Origin of the sequence: Kineococcus sp. TRM81007 (assembly GCF_022669155.1) — a bacterium.
GTDB lineage: Bacteria > Actinomycetota > Actinomycetes > Actinomycetales > Kineococcaceae > Kineococcus.
Genome location: NZ_JALBVB010000055.1, coordinates 72,025 through 97,637 on the forward strand (window position 1 = coordinate 72,025; position 25,613 = coordinate 97,637).

Consider the following 25,613-nt stretch of genomic DNA (forward strand, 5'->3'; position numbering starts at 1 on the left):
TCACCGCGGGGTGGCGGGGCCGTCGCGCGCTCGGTGGGGACGACGGGGGGCGCGGTGCGCGATGATCGGGGTGTCGACCGGGCGACGGAGCACCTCGACACCCCCACCCGCACCGCTCTGCAGGAAGAAGCACCACCGTGCCCCTCGCCCTCCTGGCCCTGGCCGTCGGCGCCTTCGGGATCGGGACCACCGAGTTCGTCTCCATGGGTCTGCTGCCGCAGGTCGCCGAGGCGTTCGGCGTGTCCATCCCGCTCGCCGGCTGGATCATCACCGCCTACGCGATCGGCGTCGTCGTCGGCGCCCCCACCCTGACGGCCCTGACCCACGCGCGACCGCGCCGGCAGGTCCTCCTCGGCCTCATGGTCCTGTTCACCGTCGGGCACGCCGCCACGGCGCTCGCCCCGACCTTCGCGACCCTCGTGGGCGCCCGCTTCCTCACCGGCCTGGCGCACGGCGCGTTCTTCGGCGCCTCCGCCGTGGTGGCGCGCGCCCTGGCCCCCGCCGGGAAGGAGGGGCGCGCGCTGTCCCTGGTGTTCGCCGGCCTCACGGTCGCCAACGTCGTCGGCGTCCCGCTGGGCACCTGGGTGGGCCAGCAGGCCGGCTGGCGCGTCACGTACGCGCTGGTGGGGCTCATCGGGGTGGGCACCCTCGTCGCGGTCGCCGCGCTCGTGCCGGACGTGCGCGTGGGCACCGGGTCGCTGCGCACCGAGCTGGCCGCGTTCGGGCGCGGGCAGGTGTGGCTGACGCTGCTCGTCACGGTCATCGGCTTCGGCGGGCTGTTCACCGTCCTCAGCTACGTCTCGCCGCTGCTGACGGAGGTCTCCGGGCTGTCGGAGTCGTCGGTGTCGTGGGTGCTGGTGCTCTTCGGCCTGGGTGCGACGGCGGGCAACCTGCTGGGCGGTCGCCTGTCCGACTGGTCCGTGCAGAACACCCTGGTGATGGGGATGGCGGGTCTGGTGGTGGTGTACGCGGCGCTGTTCGCGCTGGCGTCCTCGCCGGTCGCCGCGGCCGCCGGGGTGTTCGCGTTCGCGTTCGTCGCGTTCTCGATGTCCGCGGCGATCCAGACGCGCGGGATCGTCGCGGCCGGGGGCGGGGCGAGCATGGCCTCGGCCGCCATGCAGGCGGCGTTCAACACGGGCAACGCGTTGGGCGCCCTCCTCGGCGGGGCCGTCATCGACGCCGGGTTCGGCTACGCCTCCCCCGCCCTGGTGGCCGTGGGGCTGTCGGTGGTGGGCCTGGGGGTGCTGGCGCTCGCCACGCACGCCGACAGCACGGGCCGCGCCCCGCTGGACCCGGCCGTCGCGGCGGTCCCGGCGCAGCGGCGCCGCACCGCGGCGAAGCGCACGGAGGACGCCGGTGCGTGAGACGGCGGTCGTGGAGGTCGTCCCCGCCGAGCGCGGCGACACCCGGCTGGAGGCCCTGCTGGGCGAGGCCGTGGCCGAGCTGCTGCGCCGCTACCCGGACGGCAGCGCGGAGGAGTACCACCTGGCGCCCGGCACGCGGTTCCTGCTGGGGCTGCTGGACGGCGAGGCCGCCGGGTGCATCGCGCAGTCGGACGCGGACCCCGTGGAGTTCACCGGCGGCGTGGACATGAAGCGGGTGTTCGTGCGCGAGGGCGCGCGCGGGCACGGCGTCGCCCGGCGGATGGTCGCGGCGTTCGAGGACCTGGCCCGCGAGCGCGGGGCGCGACGGGTGCGGCTGGAGACGGGGACGAAGCAGCCCGAGGCGGTCGCGCTCTACACCGCGCTGGGGTACGAACGGATCGAGCCGTTCGGGCAGTGGGCCGACAGCCCGCTGTGCCTGTGCTTCGGCAAGGAGCTGTGAGCCGCCTCCGGTTTCGGTGAGCCGAAACCGTGTGTACGGTCTCGCCGTGACCACGGACGCGCCCCCTGCCGAGCAGGAGAACACCCGCACGTCCCGCGCGGGGCTGCTGCGCCTGCTCGGCCCGGCGTTCGTCGCTTCCATCGCCTACGTCGATCCCGGCAACGTCGCCGCGAACCTCACCGCCGGCGCCCGCTACGGCTACCTGCTGCTGTGGGTGCTCGTGGCCGCCAACGCCATGGCGGTGCTCGTGCAGTACCTCTCCGCCAAGCTCAGCGTCGTCACCGGCCGCACCCTGCCGGAGCTGCTGCGCGAGCGCCTGGGCAGGCCCGCCCGCCTGGCCTACTGGGGGCAGGCGGAGCTGGTCGCGATCGCCACCGACCTCGCCGAGGTCATCGGCGGCGCCGTCGCCCTGAACCTGCTGTTCGGCACCCCGCTGCTCACCGGCGGCGTCATCACCGGTGCGGCGTCGCTGCTGCTGCTGGCCCTGCACAACCGGGCCGGCGTGCGGTGGTTCGAGGCGGCGGTGGTGGCGCTGCTGCTGGTGGTCGTCGCGGGGTTCGTCTCCGGCGTGGTGCTCGCCCCGCCGGACGCGGGCGAGGCCGCCGCCGGGCTGGTGCCGCGGTTCGCCGGCGCCGACACCGTCCTGCTGGCCGCGAGCATGCTGGGCGCGACCGTCATGCCGCACGCCATCTACCTGCACTCGGCGATGGCGCGCGACCACCACGGCGAGGTGGCGCCCGCCCGGCGGCGGCGCGTGCTCGCCGCCACCCGCGTGGACGTGCTCGCGGCCCTCGTCCTGGCGGGGCTGGTGAACATCTCCATGCTGCTGCTGGCCGCGTCCGCGCTGCGGGGCGTGCCGGGCACCGACACGCTGGAGGGCGCGCACGCCGCGGTCCTCGGCGGCCTGGGCACGGGGGCGGCGCTGCTGTTCGCGATCGGGCTGCTCGCCTCGGGCCTGGCGTCGACGTCCGTGGGCGCCTACGCGGGCTCGATCATCATGCAGGGGCTGCTGCGCATCGACGTGCCGCTGCTGGTGCGGCGGGCCGTCACGCTCGTGCCGGCGCTGGTGTGCCTGGGGGTGGGGGTGGACCCGACGCGCGCGCTGGTGGTGAGCCAGGTGGTGCTGAGCTTCGGCATCCCGTTCGCGCTGGTGCCGCTGGTGCGGCTGACCGGTTCGCGCGAGCTCATGGGTGAGCACGTCAACCGCACCGGCACGCGCGCTGTGGCCATCGCGGCCGTGGCCCTGGTCGTGGCCCTGAACGCCGCCCTGCTCTACCTGACCTTCACCGCCTGACCCCGCCCGACCCCGCGGTGATCAAGGAAGTGGCGACTTCCTCGATCACCGAGGGGTGGGGTTCGGGGGTCAGGGGAGGTGGCGGCGGGCGAAGTCCAGCTCGACGCGCATCTGGCGCACCCGCTCGTCGTCCAGCAGGGAACCGTGCCCGGCGTCGTACCGGTACGTCTCGTGCGCGACGCCGCGCGCCTCCAGCCGGGCCAGGTAGTTCTCGATCTGCCGGATCGGGCAGCGCGGGTCGTTCTGCCCGGCGAGCACCAGCACCGGCGCGCGCACTTCGTCCACGTAGGTGATCGGCGAGGAGTCCTCGTACTTGCCGGGCACCTGCTGCGGGGAGCCGCCGAACAGGGAGCGATCGAACGCCTTCAGCCCCTCCATCTCGTCCTCGTAGGCGGCGACGTAGTCCGCCACCGGCACCGCGGCCAGGCCCACCGCCCACCGCTGCGGTTGCGTGCCCAGGCCCAGCAGCGTCAGGTACCCGCCCCAGGAGGCGCCGGCCAGGACCAGCCGGTCCGGGTCCGCGACGCCCGCGGCGACGAGGTGGTCGGCGACGGCGGCGACGTCGGCGAGCTCGGTGTGCCCGACCCGTTCCTCCAGCGCGTCCCGCCACGCGGAGCCGTACCCGGTGGAGCCGCGGTAGTTCACCTGCACGACGGCGTACCCCTCGTCCACCCAGGTGGCCGGGTAGGCGCGGAAGGCGTCGGTGTCGTGGGCGGTGGGTCCGCCGTGGACCTCCACCACCAGCGGCAGCGGGCCGGTGGCGCCGGGCGGCCGGCGCAGCAGCGCGTGCACCCGCCCGCCGGGGCCGTCGACGTCCACGTCCTCCACCGGGACCGACTCGGGCGCGGCCTCGCCCGGCGCGCGCAGCAGCACGTCGCCGGCGAGGGTGCGCACGGCGGTCGGGGTGGCCGCGGAGGACCAGGTGAGCCACACGTCGCCGTCGGGCCGGGCGGTGGCGGAGCCGACGCTGCCCCCCTGCGGGCCGATCGCCTCCACCTGCCCGGTGGTGAGGTCCACGCGGTGCAGCAGGGTGCGGGCGCGGTGGTCCACGAGCACGACGAGGCCGCGCCCGTCGCGGGTCCACTCCGCGCCGGCGACCTCCCCGGGGACACCGAGCACGACGGGCGTCTCCGCGCCGGTGGTGACGTCGAGGACGAGGAGCTCGGCGCGGCCGGCGCGCTCGTGCTCCACGAGCAGGCGGGCGTCGCCCGGCACGGGGCTGAACGCGATGGGTGAGACGCCCTTGCCGGGACCGTCGGACAGTTCCCGCACCGTGGAGCCGTCGGCCAGGCGCAGCACCCGCAGGTCCGGGTGGCGGGAGTCGCCGTGCTCGGAGTGCGAGAGCGCGACCAGCTCCTCGTCCGGGGAGAGGTCGGCGATCCAGGCGTCCTCGCGGTGGGCGTACAGCACCCGCAGGGCGCCACCCGGGCCGTCGACGACGTGCACGCGGGTGCCGTGCTCGTCGTCGCTGCCGCCGACGACGGCGACGCCGCTGCGCCCGATCGCCAGCCCCGCCGGGTAGGCGGCCGGGACGCCGAGGGGGTCCTCGACGCCCTCACCGGGGCCGGACCCGAACGGCTGGCGACGCCACACCCCGAACTCGTCGCCGGCGGTGTCGTCGAACCACCACACGAACTCCCCCGCCGGGTCGATCGTGGCGGTGGAGGTGCCCTCGGGCCGGTCGGTGGCGCGGTGCAGCTCACCGGTGCGGGCGTCGAAGGAGTGCACCTCCAGCACGCCGTGCACGGTGGCCTCGACGACGCAGCGGTCCGGCGCGTCCTCGGCCCACTCGGGCAGCCCGACCCGGCTGGCGCGGAAGCGCCGCTCCCAGACGGGGACCTCGGGGGCGGGGTTCTGCTGCGGTTCGCTCACCCCGCCGATCGTGCCACGGCTCCCGTCCGGGGCGGCTCAGCCCGCCGCCACCGGCGCCGGGAGCAGGCGGTGCAGCACGTCGGCGAGGGTGACGACGCCGCGGACGGTGCCGTCGCGGGTGCCGTCGCCGGTGACGACGGCGAGGTGGTTGCGGGTCTCCCGCATGGCCGTCAGCGCCGCGTGCACGGTGGTGTCCTCGGCGAGGGTGAACACCGGCCGGGCGAACGGCGCCACGGGGGTCGCGTCGGGTTCGGTGAGGGTGTCGCGGACGTGGACGACACCGGTGACGCGGTCGGGGGCGCCGACGAGGACGCGCAGGTGCCCGGTGCGGCGGGTGACCTCGCGCACGTCCCCGGCGGTCGCACCCGCCGGCACCACGCCCAGCGGAGCACCGGGCCGCAGCAGGTCGCGCACCGTCATCCGCTGCAGCTCCAGGGCGCCGGACAGCTGCGCGGAGAACCGCGCGTCGAGGGCGCCGACGTTCGCGGAGTGCTCCAGCAGGTGGCGCAGCGAATCGGGGCTGTGCCCGGCGGCGACCTCGTCGGCCGGTTCGGCGCCGGCGCGGCGGACGAGGGCGTTGGCGGCGGAGTTCAGCAGCTTCAGCACCGGCCGGAAGACGAGCATGAACGCGCGCATCGGCAGCGCCAGCAGGACGGCCGAGCGCTCCGGGTGGGCGATGGCCCAGGACTTCGGGGCCATCTCGCCCACCACGAGGTGGACGAAGGTGACCACGAACAGCGCGAGGACGAAACCGATGACGTCGGCGGCCACCGGCGGCAGGCCCACCCCCTCGAACAGCGGGGTCAGCCAGTGGTGGACGGCGGGCTTGCTGATCGCGCCCAGGGCGAGGGTGCACGCGGTGATGCCGAGCTGCGAACCGGCCAGCAGCACCGTCAGCTCCGAGGAGCTGCGCAGCGCGGCGCGGCCGGCGGCGGTCCCGGCCGCGTCCTCCAGGCGGTGCCGCTTGGCGGCCAGCAGGGCGAACTCGACCGCCACGAAGAACGCGCTCAGCGCGACGATGACGACGGTGGCGGGGACCACGACCCACGGGTCGTCGCTCATCGGGAACCCTCCCGCTCGGTGGTGGTGGTGGTCGTCGCGGCAGGCAGTTCCAGGCGCACCCGCGAGGGGACGTGGCGCTCGACGGCGAGGACCGCCACGCGCAGCACCCCGGGCTCGGCGTCCTCGTCGCGGGCCAGGTCGGCCGGGTCGGCGGGCAGCTCGACGTCCAGCGCGGCGCCCTCGGCGGGCAGGCCGCCGTGGGCGGCGATGACCAGGCCGGCGATCGTCTCGTAGTCACCGCGCGGGAGGTCCACGCCGAGGGCCCGCTCGACCTCGTCGACGTGCACCTCGCCGGACATCTCCCAGACGCCGTCGCCCTCGACGGGCACGTACCCTGGGCGGGCCTCGTCGTGCTCGTCGGTGATCTCCCCGACGAGTTCCTCGGCGAGGTCCTCCACGGTGACGACACCGGCGAAGCCGCCGTGCTCGTCGACGGCGCAGGCGAGCTGGTTCCTCGTCTCGCCGAGCTGGCGCAGCACGTCGGGCAGCGCCGTGAGGGTGGAGACGACCAGCGCCGGGCGCGCGATCGCGGTGACCGGGGCGGTGTCGGGTTCGGTGGTGGTGAGCAGGTCGGCCAGGTGCACGACGCCGACCACGTCACCCGCGCCGGCGGCCACGACGGGGTAGCGCGAGTGGCCGACCGCCATGAGCGCCCGGACCAGGCCGAGGTCGTCGGTGTCGGTGACGACGTCCACCCGGGAGCGGGGGATCATCGCGTGCTCCACGTCGCGCTGCGGGAAGTCGAGGATGCGGTCGAGCACGACGGCCAGTTCCGCGGGCAGGTCACCGCTCTCGCGGGAGTCCTCGACGATGTGCTCCAGGTCTCGCGCGGTGGCGGCGTGCTCGACGTCGTGCACCGGCTCGATGCGCAGCGCCTTCAGCAGCGCGTTGGACGCCTGGTCGAAGACCCGGATCAGCCAGCCGAACACCTTCAGGTAGACGAGGGTGGAGCGCGCCAGCCGCGTGGCCACCGGCTCGGGCCGGGCGATGGCGTAGTTCTTCGGGAACAGCTCGCCGAACAGCATCTGCACGAACGTGGACAGCAGCAGCGCGACGACCGCGCCGACGCCCACGCTGACGGCGGTGGGCACGCCCACCCCGCCCAGCAGCGCGCCCAGCGACTCGCCGATGAGCGGTTCGGCGACGTAGCCGACGAGCAGGCCGGTGACGGTGATGCCGAGCTGCGCGCCGGACAGCATGAAGGAGGTGCGCCGGGTGACCGCCAGGGCGCGCCGCGCGCCGGCGTCGCCGGCCTCGGCCCGGGCGTTGAGCCCGGAGCGGTCCACCGACATGTAGGCGAACTCCTGGGCCACGAAGTAGGCGGTGGCCACGGTGATGAGCACGACCACCAGCACGCCCAGGAGGAGGGTGAGCACGTCCGTCACCGTCCGTGCACCCCCTCGGCAGCGCGGGGGCGCGCGGGTCGCGCGGTGACGGAGCAGGTACTTGAGGGTTCGTCGGGGTGGTCGTCGTCGCACACGGCGGCGGCGTTCCTCTTCCTGGTCTCGGGGACGGCTGTCCCCGGCTCAACGGGACGGTGCGGGGGTGAGTTCCCGCGGCAGCGCGAACCGGGTGGTGACCCGCCGGGCGAACGCGACGTGGTCGGGGGCCCGGCCGGCGAGGTCGCCGAACCCGGCGGCGGTGAGCAGCCCGTCGTCCAGCTCGAGCAGCTCGGCGGTGCGCAGCGGCCACGGCTCGTGCTCGTTGGCGATCCAGCGGGTGCGCCCGCGGCGGGCGGCGTGCAGGCCGTAGCGGGCGCTGACGAACGTGGCGACGTCGTCGGGTGCGGCGAGCGGTCCTCCCTCCCGGACGGCGACCCGGCTGGCGACCCCGGCACGGGTGCGGCACGTCCACAGCAGTTCCCGGGCGCCGTCGCGCACCCGCACGGCGTGGCGCATCAGCGACCACCGGTACGGCAGGGCGAACACCGCGCGGGCGCCGAGCACGACGGCGAGGCGGGAGGCGTCGAGGCTGGCGAACACCACGCCGCGGCGGCCGGCGTCGTCCACGGAGTAGAACCGCACGTTGGTCTCCAGGAACGTGCCCAGGTGCGGCACGGCGGGCAGTTCCGCCGGGGCGGCACCGCGCAGCGTGAACGGCAGCAGCCCCACGTACGTGCGCCCGTCGAGGACGTCGGGGCGGGTGCCTGGCGGCAGGTGCGGCGCGACGAGGGCGGGGTCGGCGGCCCAGTGCAGGAAGGCGATGTCGTCCCAGTGCTGGTGCATCACCACCGGCCCGCCCAGCGGCGGCGCGGTCGTCGACGGCAGGCGCTCGATCACCCCTCCAGGGTGGCCCCGGGCGGGGGCCCCGGCACGGGCGACCCCCTTGAGTGACCGCTTATCGACGAGGCGTCACCGGGCTCTAGAGTGCGCTGAGGACGGCGGGGAGGGGGGCACGCGGTGGACGACGACGGCGCCCTGAGCCTGCCCGCAGAGGCCGGCAGCGCCGCTCGCGCCCGCCACCACGTGCGCCGCACGCTCGACGGACGCGTGAGCGACGACGTCGTCGCCGACGCGGAGGTCTGCGCCAGCGAGCTCGTCACCAACGCCGTCCTGCACGCCGGCGGCCCGCTGCTCCTCACCGTCCACCGCACGGGCGAGGTGGTGCGCCTGGCGCTCGCCGACCCCTCCCCCGTGCTGCCGCAGTGGGTGCCGCGCAGCCTGACCGCCACGACCGGCCGCGGCCTGCCCCTGCTGACGGCCCTCAGCGTCGCCCGCGGCGCCGACGCCCACGACGACGGGGGCGGGGGCAAGACCGTCTGGTGCGAGCTGAGCACCACCCCGGCGCGCGCGGGCGCCGGCGAGGGCGACGACGCGGGCGAGGGCTCCGCCCCCGCCGCGGAGTGGGCCTCCGTCCTGGCCGACCTCGGCGGGGAGCCGCCCGCACCGGTGGCGCGGGGCGAGGGACCACCTGTGCGGTTGCTGCGCTACCCGCTGCGCCGCGGGGTGCGGCTGCGCGAGCACCGGGAGGCGGTGCTGCGCGAGCTGCGGCTGCTGGGCCTGGCGCACGCCTTCTCCGACCCGGGCACGGCCGACCTGGCGGACGAGGTCACCGGCCTGCTCGACGCCGAGTACGGCGGTCACCTCAACGCCGCCGAGACCCGCAAGGTCGCTGCCCTGGCCGCCGGGCTGGAGTGCGTGGACCTGGAGTACGCGCGCCGCCCCGGGCACTCGGAGCTGCTGCAGCGCTGGCGCTCCCGCATGGCCGAGGTGGACCGCCTGGGCCGCGCCGCGGAACTGCTCACCACGGGTGAGCCGCCGGACGTGGCGGAGCTGGCCGCGTGGATCGTCGAGGAGTTCGAGCGGCAGCTGGACGGTGGGGAACCGCACCCGTGGAACGGTCCCCTGGACTGAATCGCCCACAGCGTGATCACGGGCCCGTCGCGGGGTAGTACCCGGGCATGGGCAGGGACGGTGGTGGCAGGACCCGGCACGTGGAGCGGTCCCGGGCGGTGGTGTGGTTGTGGCCGGGCGTGGCGGGCGTCGTCGCGCTGGCCGCGGCCCTCGTGCTGGCGCAGCTGCGCCCGCGGGAGTCCTCGCTGCTGTCCCGGCTGGCGTGGCCGGGGGGCACCGACTCGGCCGCCACGATGCTGCAGGCGGTCGCGGCGGCCTCCATCAGCGTCATCTCGCTGACGTTCTCCCTCACGGTCGTCGCGCTGCAGCTGGCGTCGCAGCAGTTCTCCCCCCGGCTGCTGCGCGACTTCATGCGCGACCCGTGGACGAAGACCGTGCTGGCGGTGCTCGTGGCCACGTTCGCGTTCTCCCTGACGGTGCTGCGGGGGTTGCGCTCCGACCAGCCGCCGCCCGTGGCGGCGCTGTTCGTCGCGTTCGTCCTGGGCATCGCGTCCATGGCCGCGGTGCTGGGGTTCATCCACCACCTCACGCGCCTGCTGCGCGTGGACACGATGATGCTCACCGTCCACGACGAGGCGCTGCAGGCGATCGACACGTTCTACCTGTCCCTCGACGACGACGGCCCGGCCCGCCGGCCCGAGGAGCTCGACGCGGACTGGTCGCGGGGCACCGGCGTGAGCGCGCCGCGCAGCGGGTTCGTGCGCCTGGTCGACGTCGAGGCGCTCGTGCGGGCCGCGCAGGAGCACGACGCCGTCGTGTGGGTCGACGCGCGTCCCGGCGACCACGTCACCGCCGGCACCCCCCTGGCGACGGTGTGGGCGCCCGGCCTCGGCGAGCGGGAACTGGGGGAGCTGGCCGACCGGGTGCGCGACGCGGTGGACTTCGGCTACGAGCGCACGGTCGACCAGGACGCCGCGTTCGGGTTCCGCCAGCTCACCGACATCGCCGTCAAGGCCCTGTCCCCCGGCATCAACGACCCCGTGACCGCGGCGCACTGCATCGGGCACTGCGCCGACCTGCTGGTGCGCCTGACCGGCAAGCAGCTGGGCCCCACCGTGCACGAGGACGAGGACGGCACCGGCCGCGCCGTCGTGCCCGACCGCGACCTGCGCTACTACCTGGACCTGGTGTGCGGGCAGGTGCGCCGCTACGGCGCGCACGAACCCACCGTGCTGGCGGCCCTGCTGCGGATGCTGCGCGACGTGGCCACCGCCGCCCGCACGCAGGAACAGCGCGCCGAGGTCGAGCGGCAGGTCCGGCTGGTCCTGGCGGAGGTGCCGGAGTCGATGGTCGACGCGGACGCCGAGCAGGTGCGCGACCTCGCCGAGCGGGTCCGCACCGCCGCGGCCGGGGACGTGCGCGCCGCCTACCGCGACCGCGCCGGCGAGACCCGCTCGATCTGAGGGGTCCGAGCGGCCGTGCCACCGCCCTCCAGGGGCCTGGGCCCGGTGGGCCCCGGACACCTTCCTGGGGAGTCACCTAGAAGCTACTGTGCGTAGGGCAATGGCGTTCGGCCCGGGGAGGCCCCATGCACCGCCGCACCACCCTCACCGCGGCCTGCGCCGTGCTCGCCACCGGGTTGCTCGCCGCGCCCGCCGCGGCCGCACCGCCGCGGGCCACCACCGTCGAGTGCGGCGCCGTCCTCACCAGCAGCGTGCGCCTGGCCGCCGACGTGGTCTGCCCCGAGGGGGACGGCGTCGTGCTGGCCGCCGACGGGATCGAGCTGAACCTCAACGGCCACGCCCTCGTCGGCCCCGGCACCTCCTCCGGGGCGGGGGTGCTGGTGCGCGCGGAGGGCGTCACGGTCCGCAACGGGACGATCAGCGGCTGGGCGAGCGGCGTGCGCGCCGGCACCGATCCCACCGACCCCTTCGAGGAGGAGTCGCAGGGGCCCGCCCGCGCGGTGGTGCGCCAGGCGCGCGTGGAGGGGAACGACTTCGGCGTGGAGGTCCGCCAGGACGGCGACGTGCAGGTGCGCAGCACCTGGCTCGTCGGCAACGGGGTCGGCGGCTACGTCGTCAGCTACGGCCGGCTCCTCGTCGAGGGCTCCACCGCGGACGGCAACGGCACCGGTTTCTTCTCCTTCGAGGTCGACGAGGACGGGATGGTCCTGCGCGACAGCACCGTGCGCAACGGCGGCACCGGGGTCTCCTGCAGCACCGACGGCAACGTCGTCGTGGAACGCAGCACGCTGCAGCGCAACGCGGTCGGGGTCGAGGCCTTCCTCTGCAGCGCGTGGGTGAGCGACTCCGCGCTCGTGTGGAACGGTGAGCACGTCTGGGGGTACCTGGTGGACTGGGACACCGTCGAGGTCACCTGCACCACGTTCACCCGCGACGGCGGGCCGCTCGACTTCCCGGTCGAGCCGTGCGCCACCGGGGGCGCCGGGGTCTCGGGAACCCTGGGGCCCTGGTGGGTCCCGCTCTCCGAGTGAGCACGGCCGCGGTGACCCGGCACCCGTCGCCCCGGCCGCTCGCCGCCCGCGGCGCGGGGGCCGCGGACCGCGCCGTGGGGGCGTAGTGCGGGCCGACGCCCCCGGGCCGGGGGACGACCTGCTGGAGTTCGCCCAGCGCCACCACCTGTTGCGCCCGGGTGAGCGGGCGGGGGTGGTGCTGCACGACGCCGCCGGCGGGGTCGTGGCGGCCGACGCCACGGCCCAGCGGGTCCTCGGCCTGGACCTGGAGCAGTTGCGGGCCCGCACCCTCGACGACCCGCGCTGGGCGTGCGTGGACGAGGACGGGTGCCCCGTGCCGCCGCGGAACCTGCCCGCCGCCCGGGCCCTGGCCGGCCGCGAGCCGGTGCGGGTGGTCCTGGGGGTGCACCGCCCCACGCCGGACGGCGTGGGTGAGCGCACCTGGCTGAAGGTGCGCGCCGAACCGCTGCTCGACGCCAACGGGGCCGCACCGCACGGGGTGGTCGCCACGGTGTGCGAGGTGGACGGCGAGCGAGCCGTCCAGCTGCAGCTGGCCGACGCCACCCGGCTGTACCGGACGCTGGCGGAGCGGGCCGCGGACGTGGTCACCCTGCTGAACCCGGAGTCGGTGATCAACTGGATCTCCCCCTCGGCGCACGCGGTGCTCGGCCGGCACCCCCAGGACCTGGTGGGCACGTCCCTGCTGGACCTGCTGCACCCGGACGACCGGGCGCAGGCCGAGGCGGACCGCGACAGCCTGCTGCGCTCGGGGTCCTCCAGCAGGGCGCGCAGGACGTTCGTCCACCCCCAGGGGCACCTCGTCCACGTCGACGCCTCGGTCAGCGCCGTGCGCGACGAGCACGGCGAGCCGGTGCAGCTGGTGGGGATCCTGCGCGACGTCTCGGCGCAGGCGCTCGCCGAGGAGGAGCGGGACCGGGCGGTGCACCGCTTCGAGGTGGCGATGCGCTCGGCGGGCATCGGCATGGTGATCGCCGACGCCACCGGGCAGTGGCTGGAGGCCAACCAGGCGATGGCCGACCTGCTGGGCCGCAGCGTCGAGGAGGTGCTGGAGACGGACTTCCGGGCGGTGACGGCCGAGGAGGACCGGGCCGCGGACGAGGCCACCTACCGCCGCATGCTCGGCGGCGAGCTCGACCGCGACGTGGCCGAGAAGCGCTACGTGCGCTCCGACGGCACCCCGGTGTGGGCGCGGCGCACCATGGTGGTGGTCCGCGACGCCCACGGCGCACCGGAGCACTTCCTCGTCCAGGTGCAGGACATCACCGAGCAGAAGCGGGCGCGCGAGCAGCTCGCCACGCTGGCCGTGACGGACACGCTGACCGGACTGCCGAACCGGCTGCTGCTCACCGACCGCCTCACCCACGCCCTGGCCCGCGCCCGGCGCGAGGGCACCAGCGTGGGGATCCTCTTCTGCGACCTGGACCTGTTCAAGCAGGTCAACGACACCCTCGGGCACGACGCCGGCGACGAGCTGCTGCGGCAGGTGGCGGGCCGCCTGCAGCACACCGTGCGCGACGAGGACACCGCCGTCCGCCTCGGCGGCGACGAGTTCGTCGTGGTCTGCGAGGACGTCACCGGGGCCGAGCAGGTCCACCGGTTCGCCGAGCGCGTCCGGCAGGTGCTGCAGGAGCCGTACCTCATCGACGAGCACGAGCTGCAGATCACCGTCAGCCTCGGCCTGGCCCTGGGCGACGGCCCCAGCGCCGAGGTCCTGCTGCAGCAGGCCGACGCCTCCATGTACCGGGCCAAGCACTCCGGGCGCGCCCGCGTCGAGTCCGTCGGCGGCGGCCCGGCCACCGACCACGTCGCCCTGGAGGGCGAGCTGCGCGCGGCCCTGGAGAGGGACGAGCTGCTGCTGCACTACCAGCCGGTCGTGTCCCTGACCTCGGGCCTGCTGCGCAAGCGGGAGGCGCTGGTGCGCTGGACCCACCCGGTGCACGGGCTGCTCCTGCCCGACGTGTTCCTGCCCCTGGCCGAGCGCGGTCGCCTCATCACGGCGCTGGGGCTGTGGGTGCTGCGCCGCGCCTGCCGCGACGCCGCGCGCTGGGAGGACCCGGTCACCGTCGCCGTGAACGTCTCCGCGCGGCAGCTGGCGCGCGCCGACTTCCCCGACCAGGTGCGCCGCGCCCTGGAGGAGGCGGGCCTGCCCGCCGACCGCCTCTGCCTGGAGATCACCGAGTCCTCGGTGCTGCAGGCCTCCGAGACGACGCTCACCTGCGCGCGCCGCCTCGTGGACCTGGGCGTCGCGCTCTCCCTGGACGACTTCGGCACGGGGCAGTCCAGCATCTCCTCCCTGCACAAGCTCACCCTGCAGGGCTTGAAGATCGACCGTTCCTTCATCGCGGACCTGCCGGCGAGCCCGCGGGTCGAGGCCCTCGTCGAGGGGCTGATCCAGCTCGGCGGGGGCATGGGGCTGGAGGTCATCGCCGAGGGCGTGGAGACGTCCGAGCAGGCGGCCTGGCTCGCCACCCACGGCTGCCCGATGGGGCAGGGGTTCCTCTTCGGGCGGCCCGGCGCCGCCGCCTGACGCGGTCGCGGGCGGGACGGCCCCACCTCCCGGACCGATCGGTTTCCACTCGGCGAACAGTTGCCATCCTGGAAAGCACCCGCTATGGTTTCCGTCATGGAAAGCACTGGAGGAACCCCCAGCCCCGCCGAGGCCCGCGAGGCGCTGGCGGGCGTCGAGAGCGCGCAGCGGGCCGTGCGGGACACGCCCTGGCCCACGTGGATCTACCCCGTCAACGCCCTCCTGCTGGGCGCGATGGCGCTGACGTCCCTGCTCACGGAGGACCGCAGGACCGTCTTCCTCGCCGTCGCCTTCACGATCGTCGGGGTCAACATGGCGGCCGGGTACCGGATGGGGGCCCCGTGGACCGTCCCGACGAGCCGCGGGTTCCTCGCCGCCGTCGCCGCCGCGGGTGCGTGCGTCCTCGCCGCCTTCCTCGTCGCGGAACTCACCGAGCTGGCGTGGCCGGTCGTCGCCCTCGCGGTCGCCGCCACCACCGCCTACCTCGTCGCCGGCGTGGTGCACCGCCGGTCCACCGGGCGCCCGCAGTGAGCGCGGAGCTCGACCCCGTCATCCACCCGGCGCACCGCCTGCGCATCTGCGCGATGCTCGTCGCCGGCACCACCCTGGAGCTGTCGGTGGTCAAGGAGCACCTCGACCTCAGCCCGTCGGCCCTCAGCAAGCAGGTCGCCGCCCTCGTCGACGCCGGGTACGTGAAGCAGGAACGCCGCGGCAGCGACTCCCGCCGCGTCTGGCTGTCGATGACCCGCCAGGGGTCGAAGGCGTACCGGAACCACGTCGCCGCGCTGCAGGAGATCGTCGCCGCGACGGCGGAGCCACCGGTGGGCGCGCACCGCTGAGCCCCCGCGCCCCCGGCGCCGACGACGGATGCGGTCCACGGCAGTTTGTTACGGTGTTCACCGCTTTTGCCCTGAACGATCACGAACCGCCGACGAATGCGAGTCGAAGAGTGCCTGGAAGCAAAAAGGGGTCACATGGGGAGCCGACGGCCGCTCCCACCCGCGGAGGCCGGCGCCGCACCAGGCGCCTGCGCGTCGAGGACGTCACGGTCGTCGACTCCACGGTGATGAAGCGCGCTGTCGGCGGCACCGTCGTGGGGAACACGATGGAGTGGTACGACATCGGCATCTACGGCTACCTCGCCGTGACGATGGGGCGCGTCTTCCTCCCCGACGCCGACTCGGGGCTGCAGGTCCTGTTCAGCCTCGGCGTCTTCGCGTCCACCTACATCGCCCGCCCGCTCGGGGGAGTGTTCTTCGGCCGCCTCGGCGACAGGGCGGGCCGCCAGAAGGTGCTCGCCGCCACCCTCATCCTGATGGCGACCGCGACGTTCCTGATCGGCGTCCTGCCCACCCCGGGCGCGATCGGCGCGTTCGCTCCCGTGCTGCTGGTGGTCCTGAAGCTCGTGCAGGGTTTCTCCACCGGCGGGGAGTACGCCGGGGCGACCACCTTCGTGAGCGAGTACGCCCCCGACGCCCGGCGCGGTTTCTTCGCCAGCATCCTCGACTTCGGCAGCTACCTCGGTTTCGCGCTGGGCGCAGCCGTCGTGACGGTCGTGCAGCTGCTCACGACGGAGCAGCAGATGCTGGACTGGGCGTGGCGGGTGCCGTTCCTCCTCGGCGGCGCCCTGGGGTCGGTGGCGATCTACTTCCGCTTGAAGATCGAGGAGTCCCCCGCTTTCCAGGCGACGCAGGACGCGCACGAGGAGTCCTCCTCCGCCCGCGCCGAGGCCGAGGGCCGCCCCCGGAACTCCTTCCACCTCATCCGCATGCACTGGCGCCCCATGGTGATCGCCTTCGCGCTGGTGGCGGCGGCGAACAGCGTCGCGTACGCGCTCACCAGCTACATGCCCACCTACCTCACCGACTCCCTCGGCTACGGCCCGCTGAACGGCACGTTGCTGACGATCCCCGTGCTCGTCCTGCTGGCGTTCCTGCTGCCCGTGGCCGGGCGCCTGTCGGACCGCATCGGCCGGCGCCGCGTGATGTGGCTGGGGGCCGGGTGGGTGCTCGTCCTCGCCGTCCCGGCGTTCCTGCTCATCGGGCTGGGCAGCGTCGTCACCACCCTCGCGGGCCTCTCGCTGCTGACGGTGCCCGTGGCGTGCTGGGTGGCCAGCCAGGCGTCGGCGCTGCCCGCCCTGTTCCCCACGGCCAGCCGCTACGGGGGCATGGGCATCTCCTACAACTTCGCGGTGGCGATCTTCGGCGGCACCACGCCGCTGATCATCGAGGCGCTGGTGCAGGGCACCGGCAACGACCTCGCCCCCGCCTTCTTCCTCATGACCACCTCGGTCGTCGGCGCCGTCGGGGTGCTGTTCATGCAGGAGTCCGCCAAGCGCCCGCTGCCCGGGTCGATGCCGAGCGTCGCCACCGACGAGGAGGCGCACGAGCTCGTCCTCACCCAGGACACGAACCCGGACCTCGACGTGCAGAGCCTGCCGATCCCGGCAGGCGGCCCCGAGGGCGAGGGAACCCGCCGGCCCGCCTGAGGTCGCGGGTTCCCACCGGGCGACGGGTCCGGTGAGGACCCACAGCCCACGACGGCACGAGGGGCTCGGTCCCGCTTCGGCGGTACCGAGCCCCTCGAGCGTGCCGGCCCCGGGCACCCGGAGGTGCCCCGCACCGCTACGGCTGTCCGACCGGCGGGGCGGCACCGGGTTCGGCGGGCGGAAGGACCTGCGGTCCGGCCTCGGCGGGGCGGGGACCGTCCTCGGGGTGGGCACGCAGCACGAGCAGGGCGACGTCGTCCTCGGGTGAGCCGTCGAGCCGGGCCAGCAGGGCGTCGCACAGCTCCTCGGCGCTCAGGTGGTGCAGCTGCTCCAGGGTGGCGCGCAGCCACTCCAGACCGTCCTGCAGCGGGGCGTCCCGGCGCTCGACGAGACCATCGGTGTAGAGGACGACGGTGCTGCCCGGCTCCAGGGCCGTCGCGTGGTCGGCGCGCTCGGCGTCGGGGTTCAGCCCGAGCAGCACGTCCGGCTGGGCCTGGAGCAGCCGCGCGGTGCCGTCGGGGGCGATGAGGACCGGCGGGGGGTGCCCGGCGTTCGACCACCGCAGGGTCCGCAGCCCGGCGGCCTTCTCGGCGGCGCCCTGCTCCACCTGGGCCAGGACGGCGGTGGCGATCACCCCGACCCCGAGGTGGTGCATGGCCCGGTCCAGCGCGGCCAGCACGGCCGCGGGCGGCTCGCCGAGGGCGATCGAGACGCCGCGCAGCAGGTTGCGGACCTGCCCCATGGCGGCCGCGGCGTCGCGGTCGTGCCCGGCGACGTCCCCGACCACGAGCGTGGTGGTGCCGCTCGGGGCGAGGAAGCAGTCGTACCAGTCGCCGCCGATCTGCGCCTCGGTCGCGGCCGGCAGGTAGCGCACGGCGATCTGCAGGTGGTCCGGTTCGAAGGGTGCCGTCAGCAGGCTGCGCTGCAGCGCCTCCGACAGGCGGCGCTGTTCCCCCGCCACGCGGCGCTCCTGCTCGTGGGCCTGCAGCGCGGCCAGGCTCTGGGCGCACTGCCCGGCGTAGGCCCTCATCAGCTCGAAGTCGCGGTCGGTGAAGTCCTGCGGGCCGCGCCAGCCGATCGTCAGCCCACCCACCGAGCGACCCGCGGCCTGCAGGGGCAGGGACACCCACGTGCCGAGGCCGGTGCTGGTCACGACCTCCTGCATCTGCGGCGTGAACCCCAGGGCCGCCTCGAGGTCGCGCAGCACCACGACCTCGCCGGTGGCGGCGGCCACCGCGACCGGCAGCGGGCTGTCCAGCGGCACGCGCTGGAAGGTGCGGCGCGCCCGCTCCCCCAGCGAGTCGGTCAGGGTCAGCTCCAGCGCGTCCCCCTCCGGGGTGCGCACCGCCACGGCCCCGCCACCGGCGCCGAGCACACCCAGACCGCTGCCGATGACGATGTCGGTCAACTCCGCGACGCTCTGCGCGCCGCTCAGCTGCAGCGCCACCTGCACCGTGCCGGCCAGCCGTTCCGCCAGCACCGCCTCGGCGGTCAGCGCCGCCCGCAGCTCCTGCCCCCGCACGTAGAGGTCCGCCTCGGCCCGGTACCGGTCCTCGGGGAGGTCGTAGAGGTCGACACCGGGGTCGAAGCGCTGCGCCTGCCGCTCGGTGACGTAGCCGGTGACGTTCTCCGTCCGGTGCAGCAGGAGCACCACCTGCCCGGCCTCGTCCAGCACCGGGGCGTTCACCGGGCTCCACCAGCAGGGGCGGAAGACCCCGTCCGGGCCGGCGACGTCGTACTTCTGCAACGGCATGGTGTCCGGGCGCCCGGTACGCAGCACGCGGCGCAGCGACGCCTCCAGGTTCGCCGTCGCGTGGGTCCCCGGGTCGTCCGGGTTGTCGGGGAAGACGTCGAACACCAGCCGGCCGATGAGCTCGTGGCGCGGGCGCCCGGACGTCTCCAGGAAGGCGCGGTTGACCGCCACGAACCGCAGGTCCGTGTCCAGCACCGCGTAGGGCGTGGGGAGGACGTCGAAGACGGCTGCCAGGTCCACGTGCGAAACGTCCGGCACCCGCTGCATCCCGTTCCTCGCTGGAGACCGGGCCCTGCGCCCACCCGACATCGTAGGGGCGACCGGAGCCGATGGCGGCTGGAACGGGCACAGAGGGGCACGACGAAGGCCGGGCCCCTCTCTCGCGGTGCCGGGCCTGTGGCCTGCGGTCTTGCTGGTCGGGGTGACAGGATTTGAACCTGCGGCCTCTTCGTCCCGAACTTCACGAGAACGCTCGCCGCCCGACACTTCTCCTAGCACCAAGTCCCAAGCGCGCTGCCTCAATCCCTGCGCATCCGAGCCGGTTGTCACGCAGTTAGACCCTCGCCAAGGCTTGCAGCAGAAGACCAGCCTCACAGGGGACAGCGTCGATGAACCATCGAGCTTCTCAGGCGGACCCGCCTCATTCAATCTACGCCAAGCGGCGAACCCCATGTGCGGCCGGCAGAACATAGAGGCATAGGCGGCGGCTTGAGCGTACGGCGGACAAGCTAGCCACCTAGGAGCGCCTGAGGCATTGACCAAGAGTCGCATACTGCACTATTCCGGAGCTCCTGGCGAATTTACTGAACCGCCAGCTTAGCCATTACCCGAAGATTTAGAACAATTTCCTCAAACCTCGAGATGCCACCTACTGCCTGATCCAGCCATTCCATCACTGACCTAGCGCCGTCCGCCTGCAGAATCGGGTCCGATTTGGACGCAGCAGACATGCCCTTATGTGCAATGAAGTTGCGAACACGATGCAGCGCCACCACTGGGTCAGCTACCGACACCGAGGTAGCTGAGGACGACACTGACGCCCCAAACGCGGCCCTTATTTTGGACGCGTTTGATGGATTTAGCAGCCTCAGAGCATCTAAGGCCGCTTGCTGCAGGTGCCATTGGGGCTCGCCATACTGAAACCCAGAGATCGCAGACTTATTTTGCGCAAGATGCGTTTTTGCTGCGGAGTAGGAGGGGAAGGGTGCCGGACCGTAACTAATTCCACTGAGGCCAGTGACGGCACGTGTCGCACTTAGAAGTATAACGTTTCTCGCGAAGCGTCCCCAAGCGTCGAAAGTATGCGTTACAGCACCCTCGCGCGCGATTCGATGCGTGCCGGTTCGGGTGATCTGCCGACCAGGATAAGGTGGGATGGTAGTAAAGGTGTAGATGACATCATCCAGCTCTACCGAGAAGCGCGAATAGATGTCTTGCAACGTCTTCATGGAGTGACCGCTTGAGGCCCCAGAGCTCGCAGAAAGACAGATAGCCTAACGCGGCGGCTCGCGATGCGCTGAGTCGTGCTCTTTGACGCTGACCAAAATGTCCCCCAACCCCCTTCAGGTTCATCATCCTCTAGTACGGCACTGAGCGTCTTCAAGTTGTCAACGACCGCCTTAATGTCCGATAGCGCTCCCTCCGGATAAGTGAGTTCCTTGGCCTCAAGACGTCCCAACGGGAGCCCGTGCCGCACATGAGCGACTGCCGCAAAAAGCATCAGCACGTTGGGCGCCCCCAGCATGGGGCCCCCTGCGACCTCGGGTAGCAACTCACTAGCCAGGAACTCGCAAGTCCCTTGGACGATCGACTCGACCTCATCTTTCCGAGGAAATGCGTCTTCCATGTCTTTGTAAAGTTTGTCAATACGTGTGGATCCGCCATCCGTTACGCCATTCAAGACAAACCCGTACATTTCCGCGACGAACGCAGCGTCCGCCATGCGGACTCTTTCGCGGTCACTGAGGATGCCTAGCCGCCAGAAGTTTACTAGTTTCCGAACCGACTCCACGACGGACCATTTGAAATCACTGTCGTATCTGGCGTGTCGAAGCTCGGGGCCATTGACTGGAACCGTGTAAGAATTTATTCGAGAGAAAATTTCGAGCACATCTTCATTGTTTGCGTTGATCAACTGCTCGGTTGTAAGTTTATAAGCCAAAAACTTGTCTTGATCGCCATCCTCTAAGTCGCGGTACGTTAACCCAGCCAGCTCTTGAGAACGGGAACCCAGCCGCAGCTCGCCATTTGCGAAAGCGATAATTGCCCGGAGTCGCTGCTGTCCGTCGACAACCTCGCGAACGATCTGCATCGTGTTTCGATCGATTCGCGTTCGGAAGAGAATTTTGGGGACGGGCATCCCCCGCAAAATGCTGTCAATGAGAAAGGACTTGGCCGACTCTTTCCATACCGAACCTCGCTGGAAGTCGGGATCCAGTACCAGTTCCCTGTCTCGATGCCACTTTAGAAAATCGGCGATTGGGTAGGTCTCCGGACTGATTTGCATGTCAACCTCCATTATTGTCGTTGTGTTACCGACGCTAGCACTGAGCGGTCCGTCAGGGAGCGTGCTCGTGACTCTTCGTGTCGCTCCACGCCTAACGCGCACAGGGGGTCGGCGTTCTCGATGAGAGCCGCGTTGTCCAGCGCGACACGCCGGTGAAGTAGACGCAAGGACGGGCACGGCCCCGTCAGTGATCATGGAGGTTCTCTACGCCTGATCACGAGTCACCGAGGAACCATGCCCGCCCCTGCAGTATCCCCGATCACCCCGCTCCTGTCTGCCCTGCACGACCTCCAGGACCAACTTGGGAACCAACTCGAGCCCCTGCGCGAGCAGCTCCAGACCGCCCCGGCCACCGTGGCGTCGACGCTGATGAGCATCCTGCGCACCGTCGCCGACCCCCGGTCCCGATCCGGACGACGCCACCACCTGCCCGGCATCCTCGCCCTGGCGATCTGCGCCGTCCTGGCCGGCACCCGGAACTACACCCAGATCCACGCCTGGACCCGCGACATCGACGACACCACCCGCGCAGCTCTCGAACTCACCACCGTCCTGCCCAGTGAAACCACCATCCGCAAGACCCTGCAACGACTCGATGCCGACACCCTCGACCTCACCCTCGGCGCCTGGATCCAGTCCCGACTGAACGCCACCACCATCCCGGGACACCGCCGCGTCATCGCCGTCGACGGCAAAGCCGTCCGCGGATCAGCCACCCGGACTGCCGTCGCCAGGTTCCTGATGTCGGCGGTCGACACCACCCGCGGTGTCGTCCTGGGGCAGGTCGACGTCGGCGCCAAGACCAACGAGATTCCACTGTTCGCAACACTTCTGGACACCCTGCAGGACACCGACCTGAACGGTGCCGTCATCACCGCCGATGCCCTGCACACCCAACGCGCCCACGCCCGCTACCTGTACGAGCACCACGGCGCCCACTACCTGTTCACCGTGAAACGGAACCAGCCCACCCTGCACGACCAGCTCGCCGCACTGCCCTGGGGCCGGATCCACCAGCAGCACGCCAGTAGCGAACGCTCACACGGGCGCCAAGAGGAACGTTTCGTCAAAGCCGTCACCATCGCCACTGGCATCGGCTTCGACCACGCCGAACAGGCCGTCCGGATCGTCCGACGACGACGTGAAACCCCGACCTCGGCGTGGACCAGCGAGACCGTCTACGCCGTCACGTCCCTCACCTCAGCACAGGCGAACCTTGAAACCCTCGCCGGCTACCTTCGCGCGCACTGGTGCATCGAGAACCGGGTCCACTGGGTCCGCGATGTCACCTTCGATGAGGACCGTTGCCGCATCCGCACAGGCTCTGGGCCTCAGGTCATGGCGACCCTGCGGAACCTGGCGATTACCGTCCTGCGGCTGGCTGGCCACACGAACATCGCCGCTGCCCTGGCTCATCATGCCCGTCGTCCCTGGCGGCCACTTCAGACCCTAGCGGGAATGTGACACCGGAGAACGCCGACCCCCTGCTAACGCGCACCCGAGGCGGTGTGCAGATGCGCGGTGATCAGCCAACCCCGCTCTAGTCGTCCGCGCATCTGTGCAGCGCAGCCGGGGTCCAGGGGCGGGAGCCCCTGGTACCACTCAGCTACTGCGGATGTTTTCATCCGCGCAACGTGCCCGCGCTATACAGCAGTGCCGGTCGCGGCGCGTAAGCCGTGCGAGCACGGCCGTAGGCCGCGCGCAGGGCGGTGAGACGCACCGCTACCGGCAGTGGCGGGCCTCGCCCGGCACCTTGACAGAGTGGAGAAAGTTCTCACAGCACTACGAGCACCTGGGCCAGGAGCGCGCCGGTCCTTAGAGTGGTGACGTGCCTGAGCCGCCGAGCTTGCCCGAGCTAACAGTCACGTCGGCTCGTGACACAGCAGTAGTGCTACTTGGCGCCAATGAGCGCCGATGGGGCCATGTGCAGGCTGTGGCGGCGAAGGCGGTACGAGCCGCTTCTGCGTTGAAGCCAGCCGATAGAGAGCTGCTGGTAATAGCCGCGTGGCTCCACGATGTCGGGTACGCGGAGCAACTCGCGGCTACAGGCTTTCACTCGCTCGATGGCGCTCAATGGTTGCGCCAGCAGGGCCACGAACGGGTGGCGTGCCTGGTGGCGCATCACTCGTGCGCGTCCTTCGAGGCAGCCTTACGAGGACTGTCTGAGGTCATGGCGACCTACCCGGACGAGGGCACCGCGGTACGCGACCTGCTGACCTACTGCGACATGACGACCGGCCCAGCAGGCCAGGCGATGACGCTGGATGAGCGCTTGGCGGATGTGCGCAAGCGGTACGGCACGGACGGGGTGGTGACCCGGGCCCTCCAGGCAGCCGAGGGGGAGCTGTCGCGTCAGTTGACTGCCGCTGAGCGTCTGCTGGCCGATGCTCAGCCGATGTAGGCCGCCGCCCCGCCTCGGAGAGCCACGCGGACGCGCAGCAGGATGGAGGGGTGCACCTCGTCTTCGCTCATGGCTTCGAGGTCTTCGGGCGTGTGCCAGCCGACCTGGCGAGTCTCAGCGCTCAATTGAGGACTGCCGCCGATGACGTGGCCGGCGAAGCAGACGGAGAATTGCTGGCGTACTTCGCCGTCGTCGTAGCTGACGACGTGAGCAGGGTCTGAGAAGACGCCCACGAGGCGGTCGACCTCGATGTCGTAGCCGGTCTCCTCGCGAGCCTCGCGCACGGCGGTGTCCTTGATCGACTCTCCGGGCTCCATCCCGCCGCCGGGGATGGACCAGCGGTCGGTGTCGCTGCGCCGGTGCATGAGGACCTTGCCGTCCTGCAGCACCACCACACTGGCCGCCGGCACGAGGCTGTTGGGTGCCGGGGCGTTGGGGTCCTGGTAGTGGTCGACGCGAGGCACGGCCACCAACCCTAGAGGAGCAGGGCGCTCAGACGGGTGTGGCGGTGGCCCACACGTCGTCCATGTGCTGGGTGAGGTTGTCGAAGACGCCGCCCTGTCCGACGCGGCGCAGGTGGAAGAGCGGGGACTCGTAGCCGGGCCGGCCGAACAGGTGCGGGGTGTACAGCAGCTCGTCGTCGAAGCGGAAGATCGAGTTGTACATCACCGTGCGGTGGTGGCGGACCTTGGTGAGCTCGGAGCGCACGCAGGCGTCCAGGTGGCGCAGCGAGGAGCGGATGCGCGGGGCAATGCCGCCGTCCAGGCGCTCCTCGGCGTCCCGGGCGGCCACCTCGGCGCTGTCAGGGTCGGCCACGGCTATGCGCACCCGGCACCCGTCACCGGCCTTGGCGACCAGCCGGACGCCCAGGGCGGGGTAGAGCTCGGGCAGGAACTGCACGGCGTAGCCGAGCACGTCGACGGCGTGCCGAGCGTCGTCGATCAGGCGCGTCCACAGCGAGCTGGGTGCGTCGGCGCGGTGGGCGTAGGCGGCGACGACCTCAGCGGTGCTGCCGGCGCTGCTGTCGAGCCGGGTCTCGCTGGTGGGCCATAGGTACGCCTCGTCCTCGGCGACGAGCTTGGCCAGCGCCCAGCGGTGCCGCTGGTGCGGCACGCGACCCTTGAGCCAGCGCTGCACCGTCTTCTCGTCCACCCCGGTCACCTTGTGGACGTCCTCGACGGTCACGGTCGCGCGCACCATGGCACGCCGCAGGCGTTCGTTCTCCACGTCACCCTCCTCGCTGGGACGTTTCGAGACTATCCCAAGACGTCCTAAAACGTCCCGCAGGGACGTTCGAACGTCCTTGCGAAGCCGGTGGACTCGGTGTCACGGCGAAGCGCCGCTGAGGCAAGCCGCGGACACGGGCCGCTGACAACGAGGAGAACGACATGGCGATTCAGGGTGCGATCCCGCTGGGGCAGGACCTGGTGTTCCCGCACGGGGCGTACGTGGTGGGCGAGGTTGAGCAGGTGCAGGACTTCGACCGCCGCCAGGCCGGCGAGGTGGACACGCAGTCGCGGGACAAGAACACCGGTGAGCGTCTGTGGGCGGTGCGGGTAGTCGACGCCGACCCGGAGGCGCGCCGCGGCCAGGCGGAGGTCGTCGTAAAGGTCATGGCGGAGCACCAGCCGGTGCCGCCGGCGCCGCTGCCCGGCCTGCCGTTCCGTCCGGTGGTCTTCGAGGGGCTGACCGCCACGCCGTACGTGGACACCAACCGTGCTCGGCCCCGGCTGGCGTGGTCGCTGAAGGCGACGGGCATGTCCGCTCCCGGCAAGAGCACCGCTGCGAGCACCGCCAAGGCCGACGCAGGGCGGGCCGCCTGATGCGGACGGCACACCGGCGCCAGGCGCGGGCGGAAGGGAACACCATCGCTGGTCAGATCGGTGCGCTGCTGCGTTCCCGCCCCACCTCGCAGACGCCGTACCGGGAGCGTGCAGTGTGGTTCGAGCGCAAGGCGCAGCTGTTCGGGCGCCTGGCGGAGCACTACGGCCAGGGCGACCCGCAGGAAGCGGCCGAGTGCCGCTACCTGGCCACCGTGGCCGCCGAGGAGGCGAGTCGGCTTCGCTCGGTCCAGGCGGTGGCTCGGTGATCGGCGGACC

Annotated in this window: 22 protein-coding genes; 14 read left to right on the forward strand and 8 right to left on the reverse strand. The window is 72.3% G+C overall.

What is annotated here, in order from left to right; translation table 11 throughout:
• Positions 1-137: 137 nt before the first annotated feature.
• The 3 genes from MN205_RS13570 to MN205_RS13580 are packed head-to-tail and all read left to right on the forward strand — an operon-like array spanning position 138 to position 3,118.
• Positions 138-1,364: an MFS transporter gene (locus tag MN205_RS13570; protein WP_242128135.1), complete on the forward strand. Its 1,227-nt coding sequence runs from the start codon at positions 138-140 to the stop codon at positions 1,362-1,364.
• Entirely contained in the window at positions 1,357-1,824 is a 468-nt protein-coding gene (locus tag MN205_RS13575; protein WP_242128138.1) for a GNAT family N-acetyltransferase, read from the forward strand. The genes MN205_RS13570 and MN205_RS13575 overlap by 8 nt, the downstream gene beginning before the upstream one ends.
• 46 nt (positions 1,825-1,870) lie before the next feature.
• Entirely contained in the window at positions 1,871-3,118 is a 1,248-nt protein-coding gene (locus tag MN205_RS13580) for an Nramp family divalent metal transporter (protein ID WP_242128140.1), read from the forward strand.
• Between the two features lie 69 nt (positions 3,119-3,187).
• On the opposite strand, the gene MN205_RS21970 is transcribed toward MN205_RS13580, so the two are convergent.
• From MN205_RS21970 to MN205_RS13600, 4 genes are all read right to left on the reverse strand, one after another.
• Entirely contained in the window at positions 3,188-4,990 is a 1,803-nt protein-coding gene (locus MN205_RS21970; protein ID WP_242128142.1) for a prolyl oligopeptidase family serine peptidase, read from the reverse strand.
• A 36-nt stretch (positions 4,991-5,026) separates the two neighbouring features.
• Positions 5,027-6,052, reverse strand: a complete 1,026-nt coding sequence (locus MN205_RS13590) for a hemolysin family protein (RefSeq protein ID WP_242128143.1) — start codon at positions 6,050-6,052, stop codon at positions 5,027-5,029.
• Positions 6,049-7,437: a hemolysin family protein gene (locus MN205_RS13595; RefSeq protein WP_242739002.1), complete on the reverse strand. Its 1,389-nt coding sequence runs from the start codon at positions 7,435-7,437 to the stop codon at positions 6,049-6,051. The genes MN205_RS13590 and MN205_RS13595 overlap by 4 nt, the downstream gene beginning before the upstream one ends.
• A 141-nt stretch (positions 7,438-7,578) precedes the next feature.
• Positions 7,579-8,331: a YqjF family protein gene (locus tag MN205_RS13600; protein WP_242128148.1), complete on the reverse strand. Its 753-nt coding sequence runs from the start codon at positions 8,329-8,331 to the stop codon at positions 7,579-7,581.
• 120 nt (positions 8,332-8,451) lie between these two features.
• On the opposite strand from MN205_RS13600, the gene MN205_RS13605 reads away from it, so the two are divergent.
• From MN205_RS13605 to MN205_RS13635, 7 genes are all read left to right on the forward strand, one after another.
• Positions 8,452-9,405 carry an ATP-binding protein gene (locus MN205_RS13605; protein WP_242128150.1) on the forward strand — a complete coding sequence of 318 codons (954 nt, stop codon included), beginning with the start codon at positions 8,452-8,454 and terminating at the stop codon, positions 9,403-9,405.
• An 80-nt stretch (positions 9,406-9,485) separates the two neighbouring features.
• On the forward strand, positions 9,486-10,808 hold the full coding sequence (locus tag MN205_RS13610; RefSeq protein WP_242128152.1) for a DUF2254 domain-containing protein: 1,323 nt from the start codon (positions 9,486-9,488) through the stop codon (positions 10,806-10,808).
• Positions 10,809-10,933: 125 nt separating this feature from the next.
• On the forward strand, positions 10,934-11,839 hold the full coding sequence (locus tag MN205_RS13615) for a right-handed parallel beta-helix repeat-containing protein (protein ID WP_242128153.1): 906 nt from the start codon (positions 10,934-10,936) through the stop codon (positions 11,837-11,839).
• 85 nt (positions 11,840-11,924) lie between these two features.
• Positions 11,925-14,366: a bifunctional diguanylate cyclase/phosphodiesterase gene (locus tag MN205_RS13620; protein WP_242128155.1), complete on the forward strand. Its 2,442-nt coding sequence runs from the start codon at positions 11,925-11,927 to the stop codon at positions 14,364-14,366.
• Between the two features lie 96 nt (positions 14,367-14,462).
• Positions 14,463-14,897: a hypothetical protein gene (locus MN205_RS13625; RefSeq protein WP_242128157.1), complete on the forward strand. Its 435-nt coding sequence runs from the start codon at positions 14,463-14,465 to the stop codon at positions 14,895-14,897.
• Positions 14,894-15,205 (forward strand): transcriptional regulator, encoded by a 312-nt coding sequence (locus MN205_RS13630; protein WP_242128158.1) that lies wholly within the window; start codon positions 14,894-14,896, stop codon positions 15,203-15,205. The genes MN205_RS13625 and MN205_RS13630 overlap by 4 nt, the downstream gene beginning before the upstream one ends.
• 110 nt (positions 15,206-15,315) lie before the next feature.
• On the forward strand, positions 15,316-16,854 hold the full coding sequence (locus MN205_RS13635; protein ID WP_242738998.1) for an MFS transporter: 1,539 nt from the start codon (positions 15,316-15,318) through the stop codon (positions 16,852-16,854).
• A 136-nt stretch (positions 16,855-16,990) separates the two neighbouring features.
• Here MN205_RS13635 and MN205_RS13640 read toward each other — a convergent pair whose 3' ends face one another.
• Both MN205_RS13640 and MN205_RS13645 read right to left on the reverse strand, forming a co-directional pair.
• On the reverse strand, positions 16,991-18,847 hold the full coding sequence (locus MN205_RS13640) for a SpoIIE family protein phosphatase (protein ID WP_242128163.1): 1,857 nt from the start codon (positions 18,845-18,847) through the stop codon (positions 16,991-16,993).
• A gap of 1,204 nt (positions 18,848-20,051) precedes the next feature.
• Entirely contained in the window at positions 20,052-21,113 is a 1,062-nt protein-coding gene (locus MN205_RS13645) for a DUF262 domain-containing protein (RefSeq protein WP_242128165.1), read from the reverse strand.
• Between the two features lie 369 nt (positions 21,114-21,482).
• Between MN205_RS13645 and MN205_RS13650 the strand changes: the two genes are divergently transcribed.
• Together MN205_RS13650 and MN205_RS13655 are read left to right on the forward strand one after the other, a co-directional pair.
• A complete protein-coding gene (locus MN205_RS13650) occupies positions 21,483-22,577 on the forward strand; it encodes an ISAs1 family transposase (RefSeq protein WP_242128167.1) in 1,095 nt (364 codons plus the stop codon).
• A gap of 424 nt (positions 22,578-23,001) precedes the next feature.
• A complete protein-coding gene (locus MN205_RS13655; protein ID WP_374115942.1) occupies positions 23,002-23,514 on the forward strand; it encodes an HD domain-containing protein in 513 nt (170 codons plus the stop codon).
• Here the strand turns inward: MN205_RS13655 and MN205_RS13660 are convergent.
• Both MN205_RS13660 and MN205_RS13665 read right to left on the reverse strand, forming a co-directional pair.
• The gene (locus MN205_RS13660; RefSeq protein WP_242128171.1) at positions 23,502-23,978 is read right to left on the reverse strand and encodes an NUDIX hydrolase; all 477 of its coding nucleotides are present in this window, start codon (positions 23,976-23,978) and stop codon (positions 23,502-23,504) included. The genes MN205_RS13655 and MN205_RS13660 overlap by 13 nt on opposite strands.
• Positions 23,979-24,006: 28 nt before the next feature.
• Positions 24,007-24,741 carry a hypothetical protein gene (locus MN205_RS13665; RefSeq protein WP_242128173.1) on the reverse strand — a complete coding sequence of 245 codons (735 nt, stop codon included), beginning with the start codon at positions 24,739-24,741 and terminating at the stop codon, positions 24,007-24,009.
• A gap of 161 nt (positions 24,742-24,902) precedes the next feature.
• Here MN205_RS13665 and MN205_RS13670 point away from each other — a divergent pair, with 161 nt between their 5' ends.
• Positions 24,903-25,337, forward strand: a complete 435-nt coding sequence (locus MN205_RS13670) for a hypothetical protein (protein ID WP_242128175.1) — start codon at positions 24,903-24,905, stop codon at positions 25,335-25,337.
• A gap of 113 nt (positions 25,338-25,450) precedes the next feature.
• A complete protein-coding gene (locus MN205_RS13675; RefSeq protein ID WP_242128176.1) occupies positions 25,451-25,603 on the forward strand; it encodes a hypothetical protein in 153 nt (50 codons plus the stop codon).
• Positions 25,604-25,613: the final 10 nt, after the last annotated feature.